We start from the raw sequence: 23,897 nt of genomic DNA, 5'->3' as shown, positions 1-23,897 counted from the left end.
TGTGATTAAACCAATTCGATGATAGCCATTGGTGCTCCGTCACCACGGCGAGGACCAAGCTTCATAATACGTGTGTATCCGCCTTGGCGCTCTTCATAACGAGGTGCTACATCAGAGAAAAGTTTTTGAAGTGCATCTTGGTTTTTCTCTGCATCTGCAACCTCATTGCGGATGTATGCAGCTGCTTGGCGGCGTGCGTGTAAATCTCCGCGCTTGCCAAGTGTAATCATTTTTTCTACAACAGAGCGAAGTTCTTTCGCGCGAGCTTCTGTTGTTTCAATTCTCTCGTTGATGATCAAGTCTGTTGTAAGATCACGCAGCATTGCTTTACGCTGTGCACTAGTGCGTCCTAGTTTTCTGTATGACATGTGGTGTCCCCTCCTTTATTGAAATACTCTATCTGAAATAAAAAACACACGAAAATCCTAGTTCACATGGAAACTAGTCAATCGTCTTTGCGAAGGCCAAGTCCAAGTTCTTCAAGTTTCGCTTTTACTTCTTCAAGCGACTTGCGGCCCAGGTTGCGAACTTTCATCATATCTTCTTCAGTTTTGTTCGCAAGTTCTTGAACTGTATTGATTCCTGCACGCTTCAAGCAGTTGTAAGAACGGACTGAAAGATCGAGTTCTTCAATAGTCATTTCAAGAACTTTTTCTTTTTGATCCTCTTCTTTTTCTACCATGATTTCAGCGTGCTGAGCTTCGTCGGTCAAACCGACAAAAATATTAAGGTGTTCAGTCAAAATCTTTGAACCAAGTGCAATAGCTTCTTTTGGTCCAGTGCTTCCATCTGTCCATACGTCAAGCGTAAGTTTGTCATAGTTTGTAATCTGACCCACACGAGTATTCTCAACTTGATAAGATACGCGAGAAACAGGTGTAAAGATGGAATCAATCGGGATGACGCCAATCGGCTGATCGTCTCTTTTATTCGCGTCAGCTGGTGTATACCCGCGACCTCTTTGAGCAGTTAAGCGAACTCGAAAACTCGCATTTTGGCCAAGAGTCGCAATGTGAAGATCAGGATTCAAAATCTCAACATCACTGTCGTGGGTAATATCAGCAGCTGTTACAACTCCTTCACCCTGAACATCAATCTCAAGCGTCTTCTCTTCTTCAGAGTAGATTTTCAGTGCAAGTTTTTTAATGTTTAAGATAATCGTTGTAACATCTTCAACAACGCCTTCGATCGTCGAGAATTCATGCAGTACACCATCTATTTGGATCGATGTTACAGCGGCACCAGGGAGTGAGGATAAAAGGATACGACGTAAGGAGTTACCCAAAGTTGTACCATATCCACGCTCAAGTGGCTCTACGACAAATTTACCATACTTGGCATCGTCGCTGATTTCAACCGTTTCGATTTTTGGTTTTTCAATCTCGATCATTTCATAAAACCCTCCTTCAAAACGTCGAAACCCCGGAAAGAATTTCTCTGATTCTATCCGAAATTCCCCATTGTTTAGTCCCGTATGTGCTCAGGCAACGAGTGTGCATTCGTTTTATAAATTAACTGTATCATAACCCATTATTGACAGGGACACAAAATCTATACAAACAAATTACACGCGGCGACGTTTTGGCGGACGGCATCCGTTATGAGGAACAGGCGTTACGTCTCTGATCGCTGTAACTTCTAGTCCAGCAGCTTGAAGTGCACGAATTGCAGCTTCACGGCCGGAACCTGGTCCTTTTACAGTAACTTCAAGAGTTTTAAGTCCATGTTCGATAGAACCTTTAGCAGCTGTTTCAGCAGCCATTTGTGCAGCGAATGGAGTGGATTTTTTAGAACCTTTAAATCCTAAAGCTCCGGCACTTGACCAAGAAAGAGCATTGCCATGAACATCTGTGATAGTAACAATCGTGTTGTTGAAAGTTGAACGGATATGAGCAATTCCAGATTCAATATTCTTTTTCACGCGACGTTTACGCGTGTTTGTTTTACGTGCAGCAGCCATTGTTTAATTACCTCCCTTGCTTATTTTTTCTTGTTAGCTACAGTACGACGCGGACCTTTACGAGTACGCGCGTTATTTTTAGTATTTTGACCGCGAACAGGCAATCCGCGACGATGACGAATTCCGCGGTAGCTTCCGATTTCGATCAGACGTTTGATGTTAAGAGACACTTCACGGCGAAGGTCACCTTCTACTTTCAATTTGTCGATCACGTCACGGATTTTACCAAGTTCTTCTTCAGTCAAATCACGAACGCGAGTATCTTCAGAAACTCCAGCTTCTTTTAAGATTTGCTGAGCCGTTGTACGACCGATTCCAAAGATGTATGTTAATGAAATAACAACACGTTTATCACGTGGGATATCTACACCAGCAATACGAGCCATCTCTCTCGCACCTCCTTAAAAATTATCCTTGTTTTTGTTTATGCTTTGGATTTTCACAGATCACCATTACTTTTCCTTTTCTGCGAATGACCTTGCATTTTTCACAGATCGGTTTAACTGATGGTCTCACTTTCATGTGTTTCCAACCTCCTTCAATTTCCGGAGTGCTTTATTTGTAACGGTACGTAATTCTACCACGAGTTAAGTCATATGGAGATAATTCTACCGTAACTTTGTCTCCAGGTAAAATGCGAATGAAGTGCATGCGGATTTTACCAGATACGTGAGCCAAAACCGTGTGGCCATTCTCAAGTTCAACTTTGAACATTGCGTTTGGCAGCGTTTCGACTACAGTACCTTCCACTTCAATTACATCGTCTTTCGCCATTCAAGTGTTCTCCCTTCTTCAAATCAGTAACTTGCTCTCTGACAAATTTCAAAAGAGAAAATCTCAATTTTCCGTTTGTCACACGCCCTGTTTCGTTTATACTGTTCTGAACTTCCGGAGATACGCAATCATAAAAGGTTAAATGATTGATATTCTTTTTCTTAGGAGAATGAAATTTACGCTTTTCTCCGTCTGCTACCAGCACATGATGATGATCGACTATATCAATAACAACTGCGTATTGGTTCATTTCGCGGCCTCTTGTCATGCGTACGAACTGTCCAATTTCAGGTGTTTTCCGATACATCTCATTTCACCTAGGCTTTTGTCAGTATCTCAAAACCGGCATCCGTAATGGCAATCGTGTGTTCAAAGTGAGCACACTTCTTCCCGTCCACAGTTACAACCGTCCAGTTGTCAGCCAATGTTTTGACATAGCGTGTACCTGCATTGACCATCGGCTCAATGGCCAAGACCATGCCAGGCTTTAAACGCGGGCCTTTGTTCGGCGGACCGTAGTGAGGAATTTGCGGATCCTCATGCAGATCCTGCCCTACCCCGTGTCCTACATATTCCCTGACGACTGAAAATTGTTCGCTTTCGACATACGTTTGTATTGCGTGGGAAATATTCGACAAACGTTCTCCCGGTTTTGCTTCCTTCAAGCCTCTATATAAAGACTCCTCTGTCACATCCAGCAGCTTCTGATCATCATCGCTGATCGTACCCACTGGATAAGTCCAAGCGGAGTCACCATGATAACCGTTTAGCTTCGCACCGATATCGATGCTGATGATGTCCCCGTCGCGAAGGACTCGTTTTCCCGGAATACCGTGCACGAGTTCTTCGTTGACCGAAACGCAAATGCTCCCGCGAAAACCATTATACCCTTTAAAAGATGGGATTGCACCTTGCTTTGTAATAAAACGTTCGGCAATTTGATCCAATTCTTTTGTCGAGATGCCGGGTTTAATGTGCTTTTTTAGCTCCTGATGAGTTAAAGCGACAATTCGTCCGGCCTCCCGCATGATTTCGATTTCTCGGGGAGTTTTACAAATAATCATTTGTCCCGGCCTCCGAGAAGCTCCTTTATATCAGCGTAAACTTCATTGATGTGCTTCTGCCCGTCAATGTTTACGAGATATCCTTTATCTTCATAGAAATCGAGTAAAGGCTGGGTTTGCTTCATGTTGACCTCTAACCGCGTGGATACGGTAGCTTCATTATCGTCTTCACGCTGATAAAGCTCTCCTCCACACTTGTCGCATACATTTTCTTTTGCAGGCGGATTAAAGACTAAATGATAAGTTGCACCGCAGTTTTTGCAGATTCTGCGTCCTGTCAGACGTTCCATCAATGCATCTTTATCGACTTGAATGTTGATGACATGGTCAATCGACTTGCCAAGTCCTTTAAGAATTTCCTCAAGTGCTTCAGCTTGAGCGACTGTTCTCGGAAATCCGTCCAGAAGAAAACCTCCGTCACAATCATTCTTGCCAAGTCTCTCCCTGACAATACCAATTGTCACTTCATCCGGAACAAGCTCACCTTTATCAATGTATGATTTGGCTTCGAGTCCCAGATCCGTTTCTTCTTTCATCGCAGCGCGGAACATGTCTCCTGTTGAGATATGAGGTATCCCAAAATCTTCAACAATCCGTTCAGCCTGTGTCCCTTTACCGGCTCCAGGCAGTCCCATTAAGACTAAGTTCATTTCGGATTCCCCGTCCTCTCTATTTTAGAGGGAATGGGCGCGCCCCATTTCCTCTAGTGCTTCATAAATCCACGATAGTTTCGTTTTACCAGCTGGCTTTCAAGCTGCTTCATTGTTTCAAGTGCAACCCCGATGACAATCAGCAAACTTGTTCCACCAATTTGTGCAGAAGAAGGCAGCCCAGCAATATTAACGAACAAGACAGGAAGAATGGCAATCACGGCCAAGAATATGGAGCCTACAAATGTAAGTCGATACAAAATGCTCGTAATTCTATCTTGAGTCATTTTTCCTGGACGAACTCCCGGAATATAGCCACCTTGTTTTTTAAGATTATCGGCCATTTGCTCAGGGTTAACCTGCACAAATGCATAGAAATAGGTAAAGGCGATGATCAATGCTGCATAAACTCCCATTCCGACCGGATGCGTGTAATCAAACGTTTTTTGAATCCAATTCGTGACGTCATTGGAGCCAAAGAATGTTGCCACGGTCCGCGGAGTGGTGATAAATGCTACGGCAAAGATAACCGGAATAACTCCCGCCGGGTTAACCTTCAGCGGCAAGTGTGTAGACTGGCCGCCAGGAACCGGTGAACGGCCTGAACCTTTCGCATATTGAATTGAGATTTTTCTAACCGCCTGTTGGATGAAAATAACGCCAACGACAATCGCTAAAATCGCAACCAATATAACGACAACCTTTATGATTTGCAAGAATAACTGATCTCCAGCATCTACAAACTGCTGAGCGTAGATCTGATTAATCGTCTGCGGAATACCGGCAACGATACCGGCGAAGATGATAATGGATATTCCGTTACCAACTCCATGAGACGTAATTTGTTCTCCCAGCCACATTAAAAAAGCAGTTCCAGCAGTTAGTACAATCGCAATAAGCAAATAAGTACCGACTCCCGGGTCTGTAATCAACGCGCCGCCGGCCATGTTGTTAAACCCGTAAGACATACCTAAAGCCTGGATAAATCCAAGAACGATCGTGAAGTACCTTGTGAACTGAGCTAGTTTTCGGCGACCAACTTCCCCCTGCTTAGACCATTCGGTAAACTTCGGCACAACATCCATCTGCAGGAGCTGGATGATGATAGAAGCTGTGATGTAAGGCATGATTCCCATCGCAAGAATGGAGAAGTTGAACAATGCACCGCCGCCAAATGTGTTTAGAATCCCAAATACGCTCATTTGATCCTGTGCCTTTAAAACTTCTGTGTTTACGTGCGGCACAGGAATGAACGAACCGAGACGAAAGACGATAAGCATTAAAAGAGTGAAGATAATCTTATTCCGAATATCCTTCACACGCATAAAATTGGAGATTGTCTTAAACAAGTTAGATCACCTCAGCTGTACCGCCAGCAGCCTCAATTGCTTGTTTAGCAGAAGCGGAGAATTTATTGGCTTTAACAGTTAATTTCTTTTCTAATTTACCGTCGCCAAGAATTTTCACTCCAGATTTCAACTTGCTGATTACACCTGTTTCTAAAAGAAGTTCAGGAGTAACTTCCGTCCCTTCTGCAAAGCTGTTGAGTTTGTCTAGGTTGACCACAGCGAATTCCTTGCGGTTGATGTTTGTGAAACCGCGTTTAGGAAGACGTTGGAATAAAGGCATTTGTCCACCCTCGAATCCAGGACGTACACCGCCGCCAGAACGAGCGTTTTGACCTTTATGACCTTTACCAGCTGTTTTACCGTTACCAGAACCAATACCACGACCTACGCGGTTGCGCGTTTTACGTGAACCTTCTGCGGGCTTTAATTCATGAAGTTTCATTTGGACACCTCCTTAGCCTATCGTTTATTTTTAAAGTTCTTTAACAGAAACTAAATGAGATACTTTGTTAATCATACCGCGGATTGCAGCGTTGTCTTCATGAACGACAGTTTGGTTTGTTTTCTTTAAACCAAGCGTTCTTACAGTAATGCGCTGATCTTCCGGGCGTCCGATTACACTGCGTTTGAGGGTAATTTCTAATTTAGCCATTAATGTTCCCTCCTTATCCTAACAGTTCTTCTACAGATTTTCCACGAAGCTTCGCAACGTCCTCAGCGCGTTTCAGCTCGCTTAAACCTTGGACTGTTGCACGGATCATGTTGATCGGTGTGTTAGAACCTAAAGACTTAGAAAGGATATCAGATACACCTGCAAGCTCAAGTACCGCACGTACTGGGCCTCCAGCGATGACTCCCGTACCTTCAGAAGCAGGTTTTAACAAGATGTTTCCTGCACCGAAACGTCCGATGATTTCGTGTGGAATTGTAGTTCCAACCATTGGTACTTCGATCAAATTCTTTTTCGCATCTTCAACAGCTTTGCGAATCGCTTCCGGAACTTCTTGTGCTTTACCAGTTCCGAAACCAACGTGACCGTTTTTGTCACCGACAACGACTAGAGCTGCGAAACGGAAACGACGACCACCTTTAACAACTTTCGCTACGCGGTTAACGGTAACTAAGCGTTCTTCTAACTCTAATTTGCTTGGGTCAATACGACGCATATTCATATGTCCCTCCTTCTTTTATTAAAATTCTAATCCAGCTTCGCGTGCAGCATCAGCCAATGCTTTTACACGTCCATGATAAAGGTAACCGCCACGGTCGAACACGACATTTGTGATACCTTTTTCAGAAGCGCGCTTTGCAACAAGCTCTCCAACTTTTGCAGCCGCAGCCGTATCGCTGCCATTTTCAGCGTTAAAGTCTTTATCAAGAGTAGATGCACTCACAAGTGTAACACCGTTCACGTCATCGATCACTTGTGCGTAAATATGTTTGTTTGAACGGAAAACATTTAGACGAGGTCTTTCAGGGGTTCCTGAAAGCTTCGCACGAACACGAGCGTGTCTTTTAAGACGTGCAGCATTCTTGCTTGTTTTCGTAATCATCTGGGTCACTCCTTTCTCACATTAAGCGGTTTTACTTAGCAGATTTACCTTCTTTACGACGAACCATTTCTCCTTCATAGCGGATCCCTTTGCCTTTGTAAGGCTCTGGAGAACGTACAGCGCGAATGTTTGCAGCAGTAGCTCCAACACGTTCTTTATCTGTACCTTTTACAACCACTTTTGTTTGAGATGGAACTTCGATTTCAATTCCGTTTTCAGGAACGATTTCTACAGGGTGAGAGTATCCAACGTTCAAAACAAGTTTGTTTCCGGATTTAGAAGCACGGTAACCGACACCGACTAATTCCAAACCTCTTTCAAAACCTTTAGATACACCTTCAACCATGTTTCCGATGATGCTGCGAGTTGTGCCATGCAGCGCACGGTGTTCTTTATTATCTGAAGGACGTTCTACAGTAAGTACATTGTCCTCAATTTTAATCTTCATATCAGGATGAAACGTACGAGTTAATTCTCCTTTTGGTCCTTTCACGGTTACAGTGTTGTCGTTCAGAGTAACTGTAACGCCTGAAGGAATCTCAAGTAGCTTCTTACCTACACGAGACATACCAAACACCTCCATTCATGTTAAACTTCTTACCAAACGTATGCTAATACTTCTCCGCCAGCCTGTTTAGCGCGGGCTTCTTTATCCGTTAACACACCTTGTGATGTAGAAAGAATTGCGATTCCAAGTCCGTTAAGCACGCGAGGCACTTCGTTTGACTTAGCGTAAACGCGCAGACCTGGTTTGCTGATTCTTTTAAGGCCAGTGATGACACGCTCGTTGTTTTGTCCGTATTTCAAGAAAACACGGATGATGCCTTGTTTGTTATCTTCAATGAATTCTACGTCACGGATGAAACCTTCTCTTTTCAAGATTTCAGCGATCTCTCTTTTCAACTTAGAAGCAGGAATTTCGAGCTTCTCATGACGTACCATGTTTGCATTACGAATACGAGTCAGCATATCTGCAATCGGATCTGTCATAACCATTATTTAATAACCTCCTTCCCATAAACGGGGATTACCAGCTGGCTTTTTTAACGCCAGGAATTTGTCCTTTATATGCAAGTTCACGGAAACAAATACGGCAAAGTTTAAATTTACGAATAACAGAGTGCGGACGGCCGCAGCGTTCGCAGCGAGTGTACTCTTGTACTTTAAACTTCGGTGTGCGTTTTTGTTTCGCAATCATTGACTTTTTAGCCACGATTTCGCCTCCCTTTCATTGATTATTTCTGGAATGGCATACCTAATTGAGTTAACAGTTCACGAGCTTCTTCATCAGTGTTGGCAGTCGTTACAATAACGATATCCATACCGCGAACTTTAGTTACCTTATCATAGTCAATTTCAGGGAAGATCAGCTGTTCTTTGATTCCTAGTGTGTAGTTTCCGCGACCGTCAAAAGATTTTTTTGAAATTCCGCGGAAGTCACGTACACGCGGTAAAGAAACAGAAATTAGTTTATCAAGGAAATCGTACATGCGCTCTCCGCGAAGAGTTACTTTCGCACCGATTGGCATTCCTTCACGAAGACGGAATCCAGCAATAGATTTCTTCGCACGAGTAACGACAGGTTTCTGACCAGCGATAAACGTTAGTTCTTCAACAGCGCTATCGATAGCTTTAGCGTTTTGAACAGCGTCACCAACACCCATGTTGATTACGATTTTTTCGATTTTAGGCACTTGCATCACAGATTTGTATTCGAACTTTTTCATTAATGCAGGTGTAATTTCTTTATTGTACTTTTCTTTAAGGCGGTTCATGAGATAGACCTCCCTTCCTTTATTACTAGTTATCTAGAACTTGCCCAGATTTTTTTGCAATACGAACTTTTTTGCCATTTTCTACTTTGTATCCTACGCGAGTCACTTCACCTGTTTTAGGATCGAGCGGCATTACGTTTGACACATGAATTGGCGCCTCTTGATTTAAAATTCCGCCTTGAGGGTTTGCTTGAGTCGGCTTTGAGTGCTTCTTCACCATGTTGACACCCTCAACGATTACGCGGTCTTTTTTAGGGAAAGCTGCAAGAATTACACCTTGCTTCCCTTTGTCTTTACCAGAGATAACCATTACTTTATCGCCTTTTTTAACATGCATCCTGATCGCACCTCCTTAGTCCGGCATTGATATCATTAAAGTACTTCTGGAGCTAGAGAAACAATTTTCATGAAGTTGTTATCACGAAGTTCACGTGCTACAGGTCCGAAGATACGAGTTCCGCGCGGGCTTTTGTCGTCACGGATGATAACACATGCATTCTCATCGAATTTGATGTAAGATCCGTCATTTCTGCGTGCACCGCTCTTAGAACGTACGACTACAGCTCTCACGACATCACCTTTTTTGACAACGCCTCCTGGTGTTGCTTGTTTAACCGTGCAAACAATGACATCACCAATGTTAGCTGTTTTGCGTCCAGAACCACCAAGCACCTTGATTGTTAACACTTCACGGGCACCAGAGTTATCAGCTACTTTTAAACGAGTCTCTTGTTGAATCATTATTTGTTACCTCCCTTCGGAAAAAAGTTTCCGAACTTTATTAGATAATAACAGCTTCTTCGACAACTTCAACTAGACGAAAACGTTTAGTCGCAGATAATGGACGAGTTTCCATGATCTTTACGATGTCTCCGATTTTAGCTTGGTTATTTTCATCATGTGCTTTGAATTTTTTAGAGTACTTTACGCGTTTACCGTAGAGTGAATGCTTTTTGTATGTTTCTACAACAACAGTAATGGTTTTATCCATTTTGTCAGAAACAACACGTCCTTGGTAGACTTTGCGCTGATTGCGTTCGCTCATGTTTTAGAGAACCTCCCTCCGGAATTATTTGTTGGCAGCAATTTCTCTTTCCCGAATCACAGTTTTCATGCGCGCGATTGACTTGCGCACTTCACGAATGCGAGCAGTGTTTTCAAGTTGTCCTGTCGCTAATTGAAAGCGAAGATTGAAAAGTTCTTCTTTAAGAGACTTTACTTTTTGTTCAATTTCAGCAGTGGTAAGGTCACGAATTTCATTAGCTTTCATTTGATTCACCACCAATTTCTTCACGTTTTACGAACTTCGTTTTAATTGGCAATTTGTGAGATGCAAGACGAAGAGCTTCGCGAGCGACTTCCTCAGACACACCAGAAATTTCAAATAAAACTTTGCCCGGTTTTACAACAGCTACCCATCCTTCAGGAGCACCTTTACCGGAACCCATCCGAACCTCTAGAGGCTTAGCTGTATAAGGCTTAGAAGGGAAAATTTTGATCCAAACTTTACCGCCACGTTTCATGTAACGAGTCATCGCAATACGTGCTGCTTCGATTTGGCGGTTTGTGATCCAAGAAGATTCTTGAGCTTGGATACCGTATTCACCGAAATGCACTTCAGTGCCGCCTTTCGCACGGCCGCGCATTTTTCCGCGATGCTCTCTGCGATATTTAACGCGTTTTGGCATTAACATATTATTTTCCTCCTTCCTCAGTTTTCTTCTTAGTAGGAAGAACCTCTCCACGATAGATCCAGACTTTTACACCAAGCTTACCGTAAGTTGTGTCAGCTTCAGATGTAGCATAGTCGATGTCTGCACGAAGTGTGTGCAATGGAACAGTTCCTTCACTGTAGTATTCAGAACGAGCGATGTCAGCGCCGCCAAGACGACCGGAAACCATTGTTTTAATTCCTTGTGCACCAGCGCGCATTGTGCGTTGGATTTGTTGCTTTTGCGCACGACGGAAAGAGATACGGTTTTCCAATTGACGAGCAATGTTATCAGCAACTAGCTGAGCATCAAGATCAGCTCTTTTGATTTCAAGAATGTTAATGTGTACACGCTTGCCAGTAAGGCTGTTAAGGGCTTTGCGAAGCGCTTCGACTTCGGAACCGCCTTTACCGATAACCATACCAGGCTTAGCTGTGTGGATCGTAATATTTACACGGTTTGCCGCACGCTCGATTTCTACTTTAGAAACTGAAGCGTCAGACAGGCGTTGATTAATAAATTCACGGATTTTCAGATCTTCGTGAAGGAAGTCAGCGTAATCTTTGCCAGCGTACCACTTAGATTCCCAATCACGTATAACCCCAATACGAAGACCGACTGGATTTACCTTTTGACCCACGAGTTATCCCTCCTTCTTTTCTGATACAACGATAGTAATGTGGCTCGTACGTTTGTTGATTTGGCTTGCACGTCCCATAGCGCGCGGACGGAATCTTTTTAACGTAGGGCCTTCGTTCACGTAAGCTTGAGTAACAACCAGGTTGTTTGCATCCATTTCGTAGTTGTGCTCAGCGTTGGCGATAGCAGATTTTAAAACTTTTTCAATAATCGGGGAAGCAGCTTTTGGCGTATGGTTTAAGATCGATACTGCTTCACCTACTTGCTTGCCTCGAATCAGGTCCATTACTAGACGTGCCTTACGAGGAGCAATACGGACTGTTCTTGCGACAGCTTTAGCTTGTTGCATTTAAAAGCCTCCTCTCATTAGCGTCTTGTTTTCTTGTCATCACTAGCATGACCTTTGTAAGTGCGAGTCGGTGCGAATTCACCCAACTTGTGACCTACCATATCTTCAGAGATGTAAACAGGCACATGTTTGCGTCCATCATAGACTGCGATTGTGTGACCGATAAATTGCGGGAAAATAGTAGAACGGCGAGACCAAGTTTTCACAACTTGTTTCTTATCCGCTTCATTTAATTTCTCGATTTTTGTCATTAGATGATCATCGACAAATGGTCCTTTTTTTAAGCTGCGAGCCATTTTGGAACCTCCCTTCGTGATTGCACTACGGTCCGATATGAACCGTAGACAACCCCGTTATTTATTTTTACGACGACGTACGATGAATTTATCTGATTTGTTCTTTTTCTTACGAGTTTTGAATCCAAGAGTTGGTTTACCCCATGGAGACATAGGTGATTTACGTCCGATTGGAGCGCGTCCTTCACCACCACCGTGCGGGTGATCGTTAGGGTTCATAACAGAACCGCGAACTGTAGGGCGAACGCCTTTCCAGCGAGAACGTCCGGCTTTACCGATGTTGATCAGTTCATGCTGTTCGTTACCCACTTGACCGATTGTTGCGCGGCAAGCAGAAAGAATCATGCGAACTTCACCGGAGTTAAGACGTACAAGAACGTATTTACCTTCTTTACCAAGAACTTGAGCAGATGTACCAGCTGAACGTACAAGCTGTCCGCCTTTTCCAGGTTTTAATTCAATGTTGTGCACAACTGTACCAACAGGGATGTTGATCAGTGGAAGTGCGTTACCTACTTTAATGTCAGCTTCTGGACCTGACATGATTTCAGTGCCTACTTGAAGCCCCTTAGGAGCTAGGATGTAGCGTTTTTCTCCGTCTACATAGTTAATTAGAGCAATGTTAGCTGAACGGTTTGGATCGTACTCAACTGTAGCAACGCGTCCAGGTATACCATCTTTATCGCGCTTGAAGTCGATAATACGGTATTGGCGTTTATGTCCGCCGCCTTGATGACGTACAGTTAATTTACCTTGGTTGTTGCGTCCGCCTTTTTTGTGAAGCGGGGCAAGCAAGGATTTTTCCGGCTGATCTGTAGTGATTTCCGCGAAATCAGAAGAAGTCATGCCGCGACGTCCGTTAGAGGTCGGTTTGTACTTTTTAATCGCCATTTTGAATTTCCCTCCTTCTTTTTACAAGTGATTAAGCTTCAAAAATTTCGATTTCTTTGCTGTCTTCAGTAAGCTTAACAATCGCTTTTCTGCGTTTGTTTGTCATACCAGAGTAGCGGCCGACACGTTTGAATTTCCCTTTGTAGTTCATGATGTTGACTTTTTCAACTTTCACTCCAAAGATTTGTTCAACAGCGTCTTTCACTTCTGTTTTGTTGGCTTTTACGTCAACTTCAAACGTATATTTTTTTTCAGTCATTAAATCAGCAGAACGTTCAGTAATGACGGGGCGCTTTAGAACATCACGAGGATCTTTCATTATGCAAGCACCTCCTCTACTTTTTCAACCGCTGCTTTCGTCATCACAAGCTTCTCGTGACCGACAACATCGAGGACGTTGATTCCGTTAGCTTCAACAACAGTAACTCCTGGAAGGTTGCGAGCAGATAGTTCAACTGTCTCGTTTGCATCCGCAGTTACGATTAAAGCTTTCTTCTCGATAGACAGACCTTTAAGGATAGCTGCCATTTCTTTTGTTTTAACCGCATCAAGATTAAGATCTTCAAGAACGATCAAGTTGTTGTCATTCACTTTAGAAGACAATGCTGATTTGATAGCCAAGCGGCGAACTTTTTTCGGTAATTTATATGCATAGCTGCGTGGTGTAGGACCGAATACGATACCACCTCCGCGCCATTGCGGTGAACGGATAGATCCTTGACGAGCACGGCCGGTACCTTTTTGACGCCAAGGTTTGCGACCTCCGCCACGTACTTCCGAACGATTTTTTACTTTATGAGTTCCTTGACGCAAGGAAGCTCTTTGCATAAGAATAGCGTCGAATACTACGCTCTCATTTGGCTCGATTCCAAATACAGAGTCGTTTAATTCGATATCACCAGCAGTAGAACCGTTTTGGTTATATAAAGCTACTTTTGGCATGATCAATTTCCTCCTTTCCTAAGAGAATTATTTAGATTTAACAGCACTTTTAACAGTGACTAGTGATTTTTTGGCACCAGGAACGTTACCTTTAACTAAAAGAAGGTTGCGCTCTGCATCTACTTTTACGATTTCAAGGTTTTGAACAGTGATTTGCTCTCCGCCCATACGTCCAGGCAACAGCTTTCCTTTGAATACACGGTTAGGGTCTACCGGTCCCATTGAACCAGGACGGCGGTGGTAGCGTGAACCGTGAGACATTGGTCCGCGAGATTGTCCGTGGCGTTTGATAGCGCCTTGGAAACCTTTACCTTTCGATGTTCCTGTTACATCTACGATTTCTCCGTTAGAGAAAATATCAACTTTGACTTCCTGACCAACTTCATACGCATCCATATCCACTCCGCGTAATTCCTTAACGAAGCGCTTAGGAGCAGTTTCCGCTTTTGCAACGTGTCCTTTTTCTGGTTTGTTGGCAAGCTTTTCACGCTTGTCGTCAAAACCGATCTGAATCGCTTCATAGCCGTCGTTTTCAGAAGTTTTCTTCTGAAGCACAACGTTAGGAGCAGCTTCGATAACAGTTACCGGAATAAGATCACCGTTTTCTGCGAAAACTTGCGTCATACCAATTTTTCTTCCTAAGATTCCTTTGGTCATTCGTCACACCTCCTATAAAGATCATTCTATATTTTAGATTAAAGTTTAATTTCGATATCGACACCAGATGGTAAATCTAATCGCATTAGAGCATCAACAGTTTGTGGTGTTGGGTTCACAATGTCGATCAAACGTTTATGTGTACGCATTTCGAATTGCTCACGAGAATCTTTGTATTTGTGCACCGCACGAAGGATTGTGTAAACTGATTTCTCAGTTGGCAACGGAATCGGACCAGAAACGCTGGCTCCGGAACGTTTAGCCGTTTCAACAATCTTCTCAGCAGATTGATCAAGGATTCTATGATCATACGCTTTTAAACGAATACGAATTTTTTGTTTTGCCATTATTTTCCCTCCTTTTCGCCTACTTACATTAGACAATTCTCCGTGAGAAAAACCTGAATCACCTTGCCATGGCAAAGCGGCCGGGTGTGTCAGCAACCTCTCACTTCATCGCAGTCAAAGACCAACATGCACTATTATACAAAATTTATAGGCATGTTGCAAGGTAATATTGAATATTACCGGCTTTTGCACACTTTTTTTATTATACAGATTCAAGCAGTGTTAATCAAGGACTTACAGGCGGAAAATAAATCCCTTTAGCATAGCGGCTCAAAATAAAAAACGAGACCCGGCTGGATCTCGTTTTTTATTTTATAAGTATTATTCGATGATTGAAGAAACAACGCCAGAACCAACTGTACGTCCGCCTTCACGGATAGAGAAGCGAGTTCCGTCTTCGATCGCGATTGTTGAAATCAATTCAACAGTCATTTCGATGTTGTCTCCAGGCATAACCATTTCTACGCCTTCTGGAAGCTGAATGATACCAGTTACGTCAGTTGTACGGAAGTAGAACTGAGGGCGGTAGTTAGAGAAGAATGGAGTGTGACGTCCACCCTCTTCTTTAGAAAGAACGTAAACTTCAGCTTTGAATTTTTTGTGCGGAGTGATTGTACCTGGTTGAGCAAGTACTTGACCGCGTTGGATTTCTTCACGAGATACACCGCGAAGAAGTGCACCGATGTTGTCTCCAGCTTCTGCATAGTCAAGAAGCTTGCGGAACATTTCAACACCTGTAACAGTTGTTTTCTTGTTTTCTTCTTGAAGACCGATGATTTCAACTTCGTCACCGACTTTAACTTGTCCGCGCTCTACGCGTCCAGTAGCAACTGTTCCACGACCTGTGATTGAGAATACGTCCTCAACAGGCATCATGAATGGCTTGTCAGTTTCACGCTCTGGAGTTGGGATGTACTCGTCAACAGCAGCCATCAGTTCAAAGATTTTTTCTTCGTACTGAGCATCTCCTTCAAGAGCTTTAAGAGCAGAACCTTTGATAACTGGTACATCGTCACCAGGGAACTCATACTCAGAAAGAAGATCGCGAACTTCCATTTCAACTAGCTCAAGAAGCTCTTCGTCGTCTACCATGTCGCATTTGTTCAAGAATACTACGATGTAAGGCACACCTACGTTACGAGAAAGAAGGATGTGCTCACGAGTTTGTGGCATTGGGCCGTCAGCAGCAGAAACAACAAGGATCGCACCGTCCATTTGCGCAGCACCAGTGATCATGTTTTTAACATAGTCAGCGTGTCCTGGGCAGTCAACGTGTGCATAGTGACGGTTGTCAGTTTCGTACTCAACGTGTGCAGTAGAAATTGTGATACCGCGCTCGCGCTCTTCTGGAGCACCGTCGATTTGGTCGTATGCCATAGCAGTACCTTTACCAGATTTCTTATGAAGCACAGTAGTGATAGCAGCTGTTAATGTAGTTTTACCATGGTCAACGTGTCCAATTGTACCAATGTTGGCATGTGATTTGGAACGGTCGAATTTTTCTTTAGCCATTCTGAAAATCCTCCTTAAAAAGGTTAGTTTTTGTTATATAGAGTGATAGAAAGTGAAAGCAATGTTTCACTTTCTCATCTTACAATAGTAGTTATACTTTAATGAAGAGGCAAAATCAATTATTCACCTTGATTTTTTTTGATGATCTCATCAGCGATGCTCTTAGGCACTTCTTCATAGTGGTCAAAGACCATTGTGAACGTACCGCGTCCTTGTGTGTTTGAACGGAGAGCCGTAGCGTAACCGAACATTTCAGAAAGTGGAACCATCGCGCGAACGACCTGAGCGTTTCCGCGTCCTTCCATACCTTCTACGCGACCGCGGCGTGACGTAATGTCGCCCATGATGTCTCCCATGTATTCTTCTGGGATAACGACTTCAACTTTGGAGATCGGCTCAAGAATAACTGGGTTACACTTGCTTGCCGCGTTTTTAAGCGCCATGGAAGCAGCGATTTTAAACGCCATTTCGTTAGAGTCGACATCGTGGTAAGAACCGTCAAAAAGTTTCGCTTTGATGTCGATAACAGGGTAACCTGCGACTACACCGTTTTGAAGTGCATCTTCAAGTCCTGCTTGAACAGCCGGAATGTATTCACGAGGAACGACACCACCGACGATTGCGTTTTCGAACTCAAAGCCTTTTCCTTCTTCGTTTGGAGAGAATTCGATCCAAACGTGTCCGAACTGTCCGCGTCCACCAGACTGACGTACGAATTTACCTTCAACTTGCGCGCTCGCACGGAATGTTTCACGATACGCAACTTGAGGAGCACCGACGTTGGCTTCAACTTTAAATTCGCGTTTCATACGGTCAACGATGATATCAAGGTGAAGCTCACCCATACCGCCGATGATCGTTTGACCTGTTTCAGGGTCAGTATGCGCACGGAATGTTGGATCCTCTTCAGCCAATTTAGCCAGTGCAGTAGACATTTTGTCTTGGTCAGCCTTAGATTTAGGCTCGATTGCAACGTGGATAACAGGCTCAGGGAATTCCATTGATTCCAGGATAACAAGGTTTTTCTCGTCGCAAAGCGTGTCCCCTGTAGTCGTGTCTTTCAAACCTACAGCAGCAGCGATATCCCCTGCGTACACAGTAGAGATTTCTTCACGGCTGTTGGCGTGCATTTGCAGGATACGGCCGACGCGCTCACGTTTGCCTTTTGTTGAGTTTCTTACGTATGAACCGGAATCAAGTGTTCCTGAGTACACACGGAAGAACGTCAATTTACCAACGTAAGGGTCAGTCATAACTTTAAATGCAAGCGCTGAGAAAGGTGCATCGTCAGAAGACTCACGAGTAACCTCTTCATCAGAATCAGGCAGAGTACCTTTGATTGCTGGTACGTCAGTTGGAGCTGGCAGGTAGTCAAGAACTGCGTCAAGCACTAATTGAACACCTTTGTTTTTGAAAGCTGAACCACATAGAACCGGATAGAACTCAACGTTACAAGTTCCTTTGCGGATTGCTGCTTTCAGCTCGTCAACTGTGATTTCTTCACCTTCCAAGTACTTCATCATAAGCTCTTCATCAAGCTCAGCAACAGCTTCAATCAAGCTAGCGCGAAGCTCTTCAGCTTTGTCTTTGTACTCAGCAGGGATTTCACGCGCTTCAGAGCGTGTTCCAAGGTCATCTTCATAGTAGTACGCAACGTTTTCTACAAGGTCGATGATCCCTTCAAAATTGTCTTCGGCGCCAATCGGTAATTGGATCGCGTGAGCGTTCGCCTCAAGACGGTCTCTAAGAGTTCCTACAGAGTAAAGGAAGTCCGCACCCGTTTTGTCCATCTTGTTGACAAATACGATACGAGGTACTCCGTAAGTTGTCGCCTGACGCCAAACTGTTTCAGTTTGCGGCTCAACGCCTGATTGTGCGTCAAGAACGGCAACGGCACCATCAAGTACGCGCAGGGAACGTTCAACCTCAACTGTGAAGTCTACGTGTCCTGGTGTGTCGATGATGTTTACGCGGTAGCCTTTCCACTGTGCAGTTGTTGCAGCAGATGTGATTGTGATACCGCGTTCTTGTTCCTGCTCCATCCAGTCCATTTGGGAAGCCCCTTCGTGAGTTTCACCAATTTTATGGATACGGCCTGTGTAGAACAAGATACGTTCAGTTGTTGTCGTTTTACCGGCATCGATGTGAGCCATGATTCCGATATTACGAGTTTTTTCTAAGGAGAACTCTCTTGCCATTGGGTCTTTTCTCCTTCCTTCTTAGGGAATAATATTTTGTCGTGTGAGATTACCAGCGATAGTGAGCGAACGCTTTGTTTGCTTCAGCCATCTTATGAGTATCTTCACGTTTCTTAACAGCAGCACCAGTGTTGTTAGCTGCATCAAGGATTTCGTTAGCTAAACGCTCTTCCATCGTTTTTTCTCCGCGAAGACGAGCGTAGTTTACTAACCAGCGAAGTCCAAGAGTCGTACGGCGTTCAGGACGAACCTCTACAGGTACTTGGTAGTTCGCACCACCTACGCGGCGTGCTTTAACTTCAAGCACTGGCATGATGTTCTTCAATGCTTGTTCGAAAACCTCCATTGCATCGTTGCCGGTACGTTCTTTAATAATATCGAATGACTTGTATAGGATTGTTTGAGCTTTACCTTTTTTACCGTCGATCATCATTTTGTTGATCAAACGAGTAACCAGTTTAGAGTTGTAAAGCGGATCAGGTAAAACGTCTCTTTTTGCTACAGGACCTTTACGTGGCATCTGATTATCCTCCCTTCTCTTGTTACGGGTTTACAGCAAGCAGAGGGATTTCACGGTTCAGCTGCCGGGATCAAACTGACGCTTGGCGCGAAAAGCCCGACGCCCTTAACAGCATTGCCAGAACTCCTTGCTTTTAAAAACCCTTTTATTTGTATTCAAACGGAATTATTTTTTCTTAGGACGTTTTGTACCGTATTTAGAACGGCCTTGTGCACGGTTTTCAACTCCGGCAGTATCAAGTGCGCCACGCACGATGTGGTAGCGTACCCCCGGTAAGTCTTTTACACGTCCACCGCGGATCAATACGACACTGTGCTCTTGCAGGTTGTGTCCGATACCAGGAATGTAGGCTGTAACCTCGATTCCGTTAGTTAAGCGAACACGGGCATATTTACGAAGCGCTGAGTTCGGCTTCTTCGGTGTCATTGTACCAACACGGGTACATACTCCGCGTTTTTGTGGTGAAGATACGTTAGTGTGCTCTTTCTTGAAGCTGTTGTATCCTTTGTTAAGTGCTGGAGACTTAGAAGTTTCAACTTTGCTTACGCGTCCTTTGCGGACTAGCTGATTAATTGTAGGCATTTTGTATTTCCTCCCTTCATTACGTTTTATAACCCACATACCCAGGTGGTTCATTTAAAAGCAAAAAACAATGCCTTTGCATAAAAGCAAAAACAACGAGTACGTTATTGAATAATGGCAACAGCTGCAGCTCCGACTTCAATTCCGCAGGCTTTGCCGAGCTTTTTCATGGACTCTGCCATTGAGACTGGAACCCCTTGTTCATTTGCCAGATTGATAACACCTGACGTCAGACAAGGATCAGCGTCCTTTGCTACGACGACTTCCTTAACAGAATTGCGCTTCAGTGCTTTGACTGTCTGCTTCGTACCGATAATAATAGATTGAGCCTGTGATACTTTATCATAAGACATCATATATCCTCCAAAGTAACAGGTTTAAATTGAGCACCTTGGTTATATTATCATCCTGAAAGAAGGATGTCAACATATGATGACAATTTTTAGTGACATCCTTCTTTAGGATTTTTTATTTATTCAGCCGGAACCATTTCATCAGATGATTGGACTTGCAATACCGGCTTCACTTTACGATAGTTCAGCATACCCGTTCCAGCAGGAACAAGCTTACCGATGATAACATTCTCTTTCAGGCCGAGAAGCTCATCACGTTTTCCTTTGATCGCTGCATCTGTCAGGACACGTGTTGTTTCCTGGAATGACGCGGCAGACAGGAAGGAATCCGTTTCAAGCGATGCTTTGGTGATACCGAGAAGCACCGGACGGCCAGTTGCAGGGCGTTTGCCTTCAAGCAGAACTTTTTTGTTTGCTTCTGTAAACTGGTGAATATCGAGCAGCGTGCCTGGCAGCACTTCCGTGTCGCCGGCATCGATGACGCGCACTTTGCGAAGCATCTGGCGAACCATAACCTCGACGTGCTTATCTCCGATTTCAACCCCCTGCATACGATAAACCTTCTGCACTTCATGAAGCAGGTATTCTTGGACCGTGGTGATGTCAGTGACTTTCAGAAGCTCTTTCGGATCAACCGAACCTTCTGTCAGCACTTGACCACGAGAAATCTTCTCTCCTTCAGTGACTTTCAAGCGCGCGTTGTAAGGCGCCGTATATGAACGGCTTTCGACTTCGCCCTGAACGACGATTTCCTGCTGTTTATCGCGAACCTCATTGATTTCGGCCACGACACCGTCAATTTCAGAGATCGTCGCTTGACCTTTAGGGTTTCGCGCTTCAAACAATTCCTGGATACGCGGCAAACCTTGTGTAATATCGTCTCCGGCAACCCCGCCCGTATGGAAGGTACGCATCGTTAACTGTGTACCCGGCTCACCAATGGACTGGGCAGCGATGATTCCGACTGCTTCTCCGACTTCGACATCGGTTCCTGTTGCCAGGTTGCGGCCGTAGCATCGTTTACATACACCATGTGACGTATTACATGTAAATGCGGAGCGGATCCACACTTCTTCAATGCCTGCTTCGACAATTTCAATCGCTTTATCTTCGTCGATCAGCTCGTTTTCATTCACGAGCACTTCACCTGTTTCCGGATGTTTAACAGGCTTTCTCGCGAATCGGCCGACAAGACGCTCTTCAAGACGCTCGATCACTTCTGTGCCTTCCGTGATGGCTTTGGCAAGAATGCCTCGGTCTGTGCCGCAGTCAGTCTCACGAATGATGACGTCTTGGGCTACGTCTACGAGACGGCGTGTCAGGTAACCTGAGTCGGCTGTCTTAAGGGCCGTATCCGCAAGACCTTTACGCGCACCGTGAGTAGAGATAAAGTACTCGAGTACCGTTAAACCTTCACGGAAACTTGACTTGATCGGAAGTTCGATGATCCGTCCGGCCGGGTTGGCCATCAGACCGCGCATACCCGCAAGCTGCGTAAAGTTTGATGCGTTACCCCGGGCTCCGGAATCACTCATCATGTAAATCGGGTTGATTTCATCCAAGGATTTCATCAGCTTGCCTTGGATCGTATCCTTAGCTGCACTCCAGATGGAAATGACCCGTTCATAACGCTCTTCTTCAGTAATCAGACCGCGTCTGAACTGCTTCATCACGTTATCGACTTTTCCTTGCGCTTCTTCAAGGATTTCCTGTTTGTCGTCCAATACGACGATATCGGAAACACCGACCGTAATTCCGGCTTTTGTAGAGTATTTAAAGCCGAGGTTTTTCATGCGGTCAAGCATTTTTGATGTTTCTGTAATATGGAACCTTTTGAAGATCTCCGCAATGATTTTACCCAAAATGCCTTTTTTGAACGGCGGGTTGATTTCTTGGTTCTTAATGGCTTCTTTAACATCTGCACCGTAATCCAAGAAGAAACGGTCAGGCGTTTTTTCTTCAATGTTGCTCTTCGTCGGTTCGTTCATGTATGGGAACGACGGCGGAAGAATTTCGTTGAAGATCAGTTTTCCGACAGTTGTAATGAGCAGCTTGGAACGCTGTTCTTCGGTAAACGTTTCATTTTTCAATGAGTTAACCGCGACGGCTACTCTCGTATGCAAATGAACATATCCGTTTTGGTAAGCAAGCAGCGCTTCATCCGTATCTTTGAAAATCATACCTTCGCCGACTGCACCAGGGCGTTCTAGCGTCAGATAGTAGTTTCCAAGTACCATATCCTGAGACGGTGTAACAACCGGTTTTCCGTCTTTAGGGTTCAGGATGTTTTGCGCAGCAAGCATAAGGATGCGCGCCTCAGCTTGCGCTTCTGCTGATAAAGGAACGTGAACCGCCATTTGGTCACCGTCAAAGTCAGCGTTGTATGCCGTACATACAAGCGGATGAAGACGGATGGCACGGCCTTCAACAAGCGTTGGTTCAAACGCTTGAATACCTAATCTGTGAAGCGTAGGTGCACGGTTGAGAAGCACAGGGTGTTCTTTGATAACTGATTCAAGGACATCCCAGACTTCCGGCTGAACGCGCTCAATTTTACGCTTCGCGCTCTTAATATTGTGGGCAAGGCCCTTTTCAACAAGCTCTTTCATGACGAATGGCTTGAACAGTTCCAGCGCCATTTCTTTCGGAAGACCGCATTGATACATTTTCAGGTTCGGACCTACGACGATAACCGAACGTCCTGAGTAGTCAACACGTTTACCGAGAAGGTTTTGACGGAAACGGCCTTGTTTACCTTTCAGCATGTGAGAAAGGGATTTTAACGGTCTGTTTCCTGGACCTGTAACAGGACGTCCTCTGCGTCCGTTATCGATCAATGCGTCCACGGCTTCCTGAAGCATGCGCTTTTCGTTTTGAACGATAATGCTTGGCGCTCCAAGGTCCAGAAGACGTTTTAAACGATTGTTACGGTTGATTACGCGGCGATACAAATCGTTCAGATCGGAAGTTGCAAAACGTCCACCGTCAAGCTGTACCATTGGTCGCAGCTCAGGCGGAATGACCGGAAGAACGTCGAGGATCATCCATGACGGCTTATTTCCGGAATTGCGGAAGGCTTCCAATACTTCCAGACGTTTGATCGCACGTGTGCGGCGCTGTCCTTGTGACGTTTTAAGCTCTTCTTTCAGCATATCCACTTCTTTATCGAGGTCGATATCTTGAAGGAGCTTATGAATCGCTTCAGCACCCATTGACGCTTGGAATTTATTTCCGTATTTATCGAGGTACGCCCGATACTCTTTTTCAGAAAGAAGCTGTTTTTTCTCGAGCGGTGTATTGGCCGGATCTGTTACGACGTAAGAAGCAAAGTAAATGACTTCTTCCAATGCGCGCGGAGACATATCCAGCACAAGACCCATACGGCTCGGAATTCCTTTAAAATACCAGATGTGAGAAACCGGGGCTGCCAGCTCGATATGCCCCATTCTCTCACGACGGACTTTAGCCCGGGTTACTTCAACTCCACAACGGTCGCAGACTACGCCTTTATAACGAACCCGCTTGTACTTTCCGCAGTGGCATTCCCAGTCCTTTTGAGGACCGAAAATGCGCTCGCAGAATAGACCATCTTTTTCAGGTTTCAAAGTACGATAGTTGATTGTTTCAGGCTTTTTCACTTCTCCGTAAGACCATGAACGGATTTTGTCAGGTGAAGCGAGACCGATGTTCATATACTCAAAATTGTTCACATCCAGCAAGGGGCCTACCTCCCTTTTTATCTTCGGGTTATACCCTGTCACTTGCGTATAAAAT

At 44.5% G+C, this 23,897-nt stretch carries 37 protein-coding genes; all 37 read right to left on the bottom strand.

Going from position 1 to position 23,897, the window contains the following annotated elements:
• Window positions 1–5 precede the first annotated feature (5 nt).
• Window positions 6–368 (bottom strand): 50S ribosomal protein L17, encoded by a 363-nt coding sequence (rplQ, locus tag TRNA_RS22325; protein ID WP_003178384.1) that lies wholly within the window; start codon window positions 366–368, stop codon window positions 6–8.
• A gap of 77 nt (window positions 369–445) precedes the next feature.
• Window positions 446–1,390: a DNA-directed RNA polymerase subunit alpha gene (locus tag TRNA_RS22320; RefSeq protein WP_003178382.1), complete on the bottom strand. Its 945-nt coding sequence runs from the start codon at window positions 1,388–1,390 to the stop codon at window positions 446–448.
• Between the two features lie 174 nt (window positions 1,391–1,564).
• A complete protein-coding gene (gene rpsK / locus TRNA_RS22315; RefSeq protein ID WP_003178380.1) occupies window positions 1,565–1,960 on the bottom strand; it encodes a 30S ribosomal protein S11 in 396 nt (131 codons plus the stop codon).
• 20 nt (window positions 1,961–1,980) lie between these two features.
• Window positions 1,981–2,346: a 30S ribosomal protein S13 gene (gene rpsM / locus TRNA_RS22310; RefSeq protein ID WP_003178378.1), complete on the bottom strand. Its 366-nt coding sequence runs from the start codon at window positions 2,344–2,346 to the stop codon at window positions 1,981–1,983.
• 22 nt (window positions 2,347–2,368) lie between these two features.
• Window positions 2,369–2,482 carry a 50S ribosomal protein L36 gene (rpmJ, locus tag TRNA_RS22305; RefSeq protein ID WP_003156543.1) on the bottom strand — a complete coding sequence of 38 codons (114 nt, stop codon included), beginning with the start codon at window positions 2,480–2,482 and terminating at the stop codon, window positions 2,369–2,371.
• Window positions 2,483–2,515: 33 nt separating this feature from the next.
• Window positions 2,516–2,734 (bottom strand): translation initiation factor IF-1, encoded by a 219-nt coding sequence (infA, locus tag TRNA_RS22300; protein ID WP_003178377.1) that lies wholly within the window; start codon window positions 2,732–2,734, stop codon window positions 2,516–2,518.
• Window positions 2,712–3,041: a KOW domain-containing RNA-binding protein gene (locus TRNA_RS22295; RefSeq protein ID WP_003178375.1), complete on the bottom strand. Its 330-nt coding sequence runs from the start codon at window positions 3,039–3,041 to the stop codon at window positions 2,712–2,714. The genes infA and TRNA_RS22295 overlap by 23 nt, the downstream gene beginning before the upstream one ends.
• 10 nt (window positions 3,042–3,051) lie before the next feature.
• Window positions 3,052–3,798 carry a type I methionyl aminopeptidase gene (gene map / locus TRNA_RS22290; protein WP_003178373.1) on the bottom strand — a complete coding sequence of 249 codons (747 nt, stop codon included), beginning with the start codon at window positions 3,796–3,798 and terminating at the stop codon, window positions 3,052–3,054.
• On the bottom strand, window positions 3,795–4,448 hold the full coding sequence (locus TRNA_RS22285; protein WP_003178371.1) for an adenylate kinase: 654 nt from the start codon (window positions 4,446–4,448) through the stop codon (window positions 3,795–3,797). The genes map and TRNA_RS22285 overlap by 4 nt, the downstream gene beginning before the upstream one ends.
• 53 nt (window positions 4,449–4,501) lie before the next feature.
• A complete protein-coding gene (gene secY, locus TRNA_RS22280) occupies window positions 4,502–5,797 on the bottom strand; it encodes a preprotein translocase subunit SecY (RefSeq protein WP_003178368.1) in 1,296 nt (431 codons plus the stop codon).
• Between the two features lies 1 nt (window position 5,798).
• Window positions 5,799–6,239 (bottom strand): 50S ribosomal protein L15, encoded by a 441-nt coding sequence (rplO, locus tag TRNA_RS22275; RefSeq protein WP_003178364.1) that lies wholly within the window; start codon window positions 6,237–6,239, stop codon window positions 5,799–5,801.
• A gap of 30 nt (window positions 6,240–6,269) precedes the next feature.
• A complete protein-coding gene (rpmD, locus tag TRNA_RS22270) occupies window positions 6,270–6,449 on the bottom strand; it encodes a 50S ribosomal protein L30 (RefSeq protein ID WP_003178363.1) in 180 nt (59 codons plus the stop codon).
• 13 nt (window positions 6,450–6,462) lie between these two features.
• The gene (rpsE, locus tag TRNA_RS22265; RefSeq protein ID WP_025805814.1) at window positions 6,463–6,963 is read right to left on the bottom strand and encodes a 30S ribosomal protein S5; all 501 of its coding nucleotides are present in this window, start codon (window positions 6,961–6,963) and stop codon (window positions 6,463–6,465) included.
• A 24-nt stretch (window positions 6,964–6,987) separates the two neighbouring features.
• A complete protein-coding gene (gene rplR, locus TRNA_RS22260; protein ID WP_003178358.1) occupies window positions 6,988–7,350 on the bottom strand; it encodes a 50S ribosomal protein L18 in 363 nt (120 codons plus the stop codon).
• A gap of 31 nt (window positions 7,351–7,381) precedes the next feature.
• Window positions 7,382–7,918 carry a 50S ribosomal protein L6 gene (rplF, locus tag TRNA_RS22255; RefSeq protein WP_003178356.1) on the bottom strand — a complete coding sequence of 179 codons (537 nt, stop codon included), beginning with the start codon at window positions 7,916–7,918 and terminating at the stop codon, window positions 7,382–7,384.
• Window positions 7,919–7,947: 29 nt separating this feature from the next.
• Window positions 7,948–8,346, bottom strand: a complete 399-nt coding sequence (gene rpsH, locus TRNA_RS22250; protein ID WP_003178355.1) for a 30S ribosomal protein S8 — start codon at window positions 8,344–8,346, stop codon at window positions 7,948–7,950.
• 31 nt (window positions 8,347–8,377) lie between these two features.
• Window positions 8,378–8,563, bottom strand: coding sequence for a 30S ribosomal protein S14 (gene rpsN, locus TRNA_RS43090; RefSeq protein ID WP_003178353.1), 186 nt, complete (start codon window positions 8,561–8,563; stop codon window positions 8,378–8,380).
• Window positions 8,564–8,585: 22 nt separating this feature from the next.
• Entirely contained in the window at window positions 8,586–9,125 is a 540-nt protein-coding gene (gene rplE / locus TRNA_RS22245) for a 50S ribosomal protein L5 (RefSeq protein ID WP_003178352.1), read from the bottom strand.
• Window positions 9,126–9,150: 25 nt separating this feature from the next.
• On the bottom strand, window positions 9,151–9,462 hold the full coding sequence (gene rplX, locus TRNA_RS22240; RefSeq protein ID WP_003178350.1) for a 50S ribosomal protein L24: 312 nt from the start codon (window positions 9,460–9,462) through the stop codon (window positions 9,151–9,153).
• A 35-nt stretch (window positions 9,463–9,497) separates the two neighbouring features.
• Entirely contained in the window at window positions 9,498–9,866 is a 369-nt protein-coding gene (rplN, locus tag TRNA_RS22235; protein WP_003178347.1) for a 50S ribosomal protein L14, read from the bottom strand.
• A 40-nt stretch (window positions 9,867–9,906) separates the two neighbouring features.
• Complete coding sequence (gene rpsQ, locus TRNA_RS22230; RefSeq protein WP_003178345.1) at window positions 9,907–10,170, bottom strand: 30S ribosomal protein S17; 264 nt, start codon at window positions 10,168–10,170, stop codon at window positions 9,907–9,909.
• 24 nt (window positions 10,171–10,194) lie between these two features.
• A complete protein-coding gene (rpmC, locus tag TRNA_RS22225) occupies window positions 10,195–10,395 on the bottom strand; it encodes a 50S ribosomal protein L29 (RefSeq protein WP_003178343.1) in 201 nt (66 codons plus the stop codon).
• Entirely contained in the window at window positions 10,385–10,819 is a 435-nt protein-coding gene (rplP, locus tag TRNA_RS22220; protein WP_003178341.1) for a 50S ribosomal protein L16, read from the bottom strand. Before rplP ends, rpmC begins: the two co-directional genes overlap by 11 nt.
• Before the next feature lies 1 nt (window position 10,820).
• Window positions 10,821–11,477: a 30S ribosomal protein S3 gene (rpsC, locus tag TRNA_RS22215; protein ID WP_003178339.1), complete on the bottom strand. Its 657-nt coding sequence runs from the start codon at window positions 11,475–11,477 to the stop codon at window positions 10,821–10,823.
• A 3-nt stretch (window positions 11,478–11,480) separates the two neighbouring features.
• Window positions 11,481–11,825: a 50S ribosomal protein L22 gene (rplV, locus tag TRNA_RS22210; RefSeq protein ID WP_003178337.1), complete on the bottom strand. Its 345-nt coding sequence runs from the start codon at window positions 11,823–11,825 to the stop codon at window positions 11,481–11,483.
• Window positions 11,826–11,842: 17 nt separating this feature from the next.
• Window positions 11,843–12,121 carry a 30S ribosomal protein S19 gene (gene rpsS, locus TRNA_RS22205; protein WP_003178334.1) on the bottom strand — a complete coding sequence of 93 codons (279 nt, stop codon included), beginning with the start codon at window positions 12,119–12,121 and terminating at the stop codon, window positions 11,843–11,845.
• Between the two features lie 57 nt (window positions 12,122–12,178).
• Entirely contained in the window at window positions 12,179–13,012 is an 834-nt protein-coding gene (rplB, locus tag TRNA_RS22200; protein ID WP_003178332.1) for a 50S ribosomal protein L2, read from the bottom strand.
• 31 nt (window positions 13,013–13,043) lie between these two features.
• Window positions 13,044–13,331, bottom strand: a complete 288-nt coding sequence (gene rplW, locus TRNA_RS22195) for a 50S ribosomal protein L23 (RefSeq protein ID WP_003178328.1) — start codon at window positions 13,329–13,331, stop codon at window positions 13,044–13,046.
• A complete protein-coding gene (gene rplD, locus TRNA_RS22190; RefSeq protein ID WP_003178327.1) occupies window positions 13,331–13,954 on the bottom strand; it encodes a 50S ribosomal protein L4 in 624 nt (207 codons plus the stop codon). Before rplD ends, rplW begins: the two co-directional genes overlap by 1 nt.
• 27 nt (window positions 13,955–13,981) lie before the next feature.
• The gene (rplC, locus tag TRNA_RS22185; RefSeq protein ID WP_003178324.1) at window positions 13,982–14,611 is read right to left on the bottom strand and encodes a 50S ribosomal protein L3; all 630 of its coding nucleotides are present in this window, start codon (window positions 14,609–14,611) and stop codon (window positions 13,982–13,984) included.
• 38 nt (window positions 14,612–14,649) lie between these two features.
• Window positions 14,650–14,958, bottom strand: coding sequence for a 30S ribosomal protein S10 (rpsJ, locus tag TRNA_RS22180; protein ID WP_003156464.1), 309 nt, complete (start codon window positions 14,956–14,958; stop codon window positions 14,650–14,652).
• Between the two features lie 321 nt (window positions 14,959–15,279).
• Window positions 15,280–16,470, bottom strand: a complete 1,191-nt coding sequence (gene tuf, locus TRNA_RS22175; RefSeq protein ID WP_003178321.1) for an elongation factor Tu — start codon at window positions 16,468–16,470, stop codon at window positions 15,280–15,282.
• A 119-nt stretch (window positions 16,471–16,589) separates the two neighbouring features.
• Window positions 16,590–18,668 (bottom strand): elongation factor G, encoded by a 2,079-nt coding sequence (gene fusA, locus TRNA_RS22170; RefSeq protein WP_003178319.1) that lies wholly within the window; start codon window positions 18,666–18,668, stop codon window positions 16,590–16,592.
• Between the two features lie 49 nt (window positions 18,669–18,717).
• Window positions 18,718–19,188: a 30S ribosomal protein S7 gene (gene rpsG / locus TRNA_RS22165; RefSeq protein WP_003178317.1), complete on the bottom strand. Its 471-nt coding sequence runs from the start codon at window positions 19,186–19,188 to the stop codon at window positions 18,718–18,720.
• A 165-nt stretch (window positions 19,189–19,353) separates the two neighbouring features.
• Window positions 19,354–19,770, bottom strand: coding sequence for a 30S ribosomal protein S12 (gene rpsL, locus TRNA_RS22160; RefSeq protein ID WP_003178315.1), 417 nt, complete (start codon window positions 19,768–19,770; stop codon window positions 19,354–19,356).
• 104 nt (window positions 19,771–19,874) lie between these two features.
• Window positions 19,875–20,123, bottom strand: a complete 249-nt coding sequence (locus TRNA_RS22155) for a 50S ribosomal protein L7ae-like protein (protein WP_011197481.1) — start codon at window positions 20,121–20,123, stop codon at window positions 19,875–19,877.
• 119 nt (window positions 20,124–20,242) lie between these two features.
• Window positions 20,243–23,842 carry a DNA-directed RNA polymerase subunit beta' gene (gene rpoC, locus TRNA_RS22150; protein WP_003178311.1) on the bottom strand — a complete coding sequence of 1,200 codons (3,600 nt, stop codon included), beginning with the start codon at window positions 23,840–23,842 and terminating at the stop codon, window positions 20,243–20,245.
• Window positions 23,843–23,897 lie beyond the last annotated feature (55 nt).

It is taken from the genome of Bacillus licheniformis DSM 13 = ATCC 14580 (assembly GCF_000011645.1).
GTDB lineage: Bacteria > Bacillota > Bacilli > Bacillales > Bacillaceae > Bacillus > Bacillus licheniformis.
The sequence above is the reverse complement of the archived record's forward strand: the minus strand, read 5'-3'. Positions and strand labels throughout refer to the sequence as shown.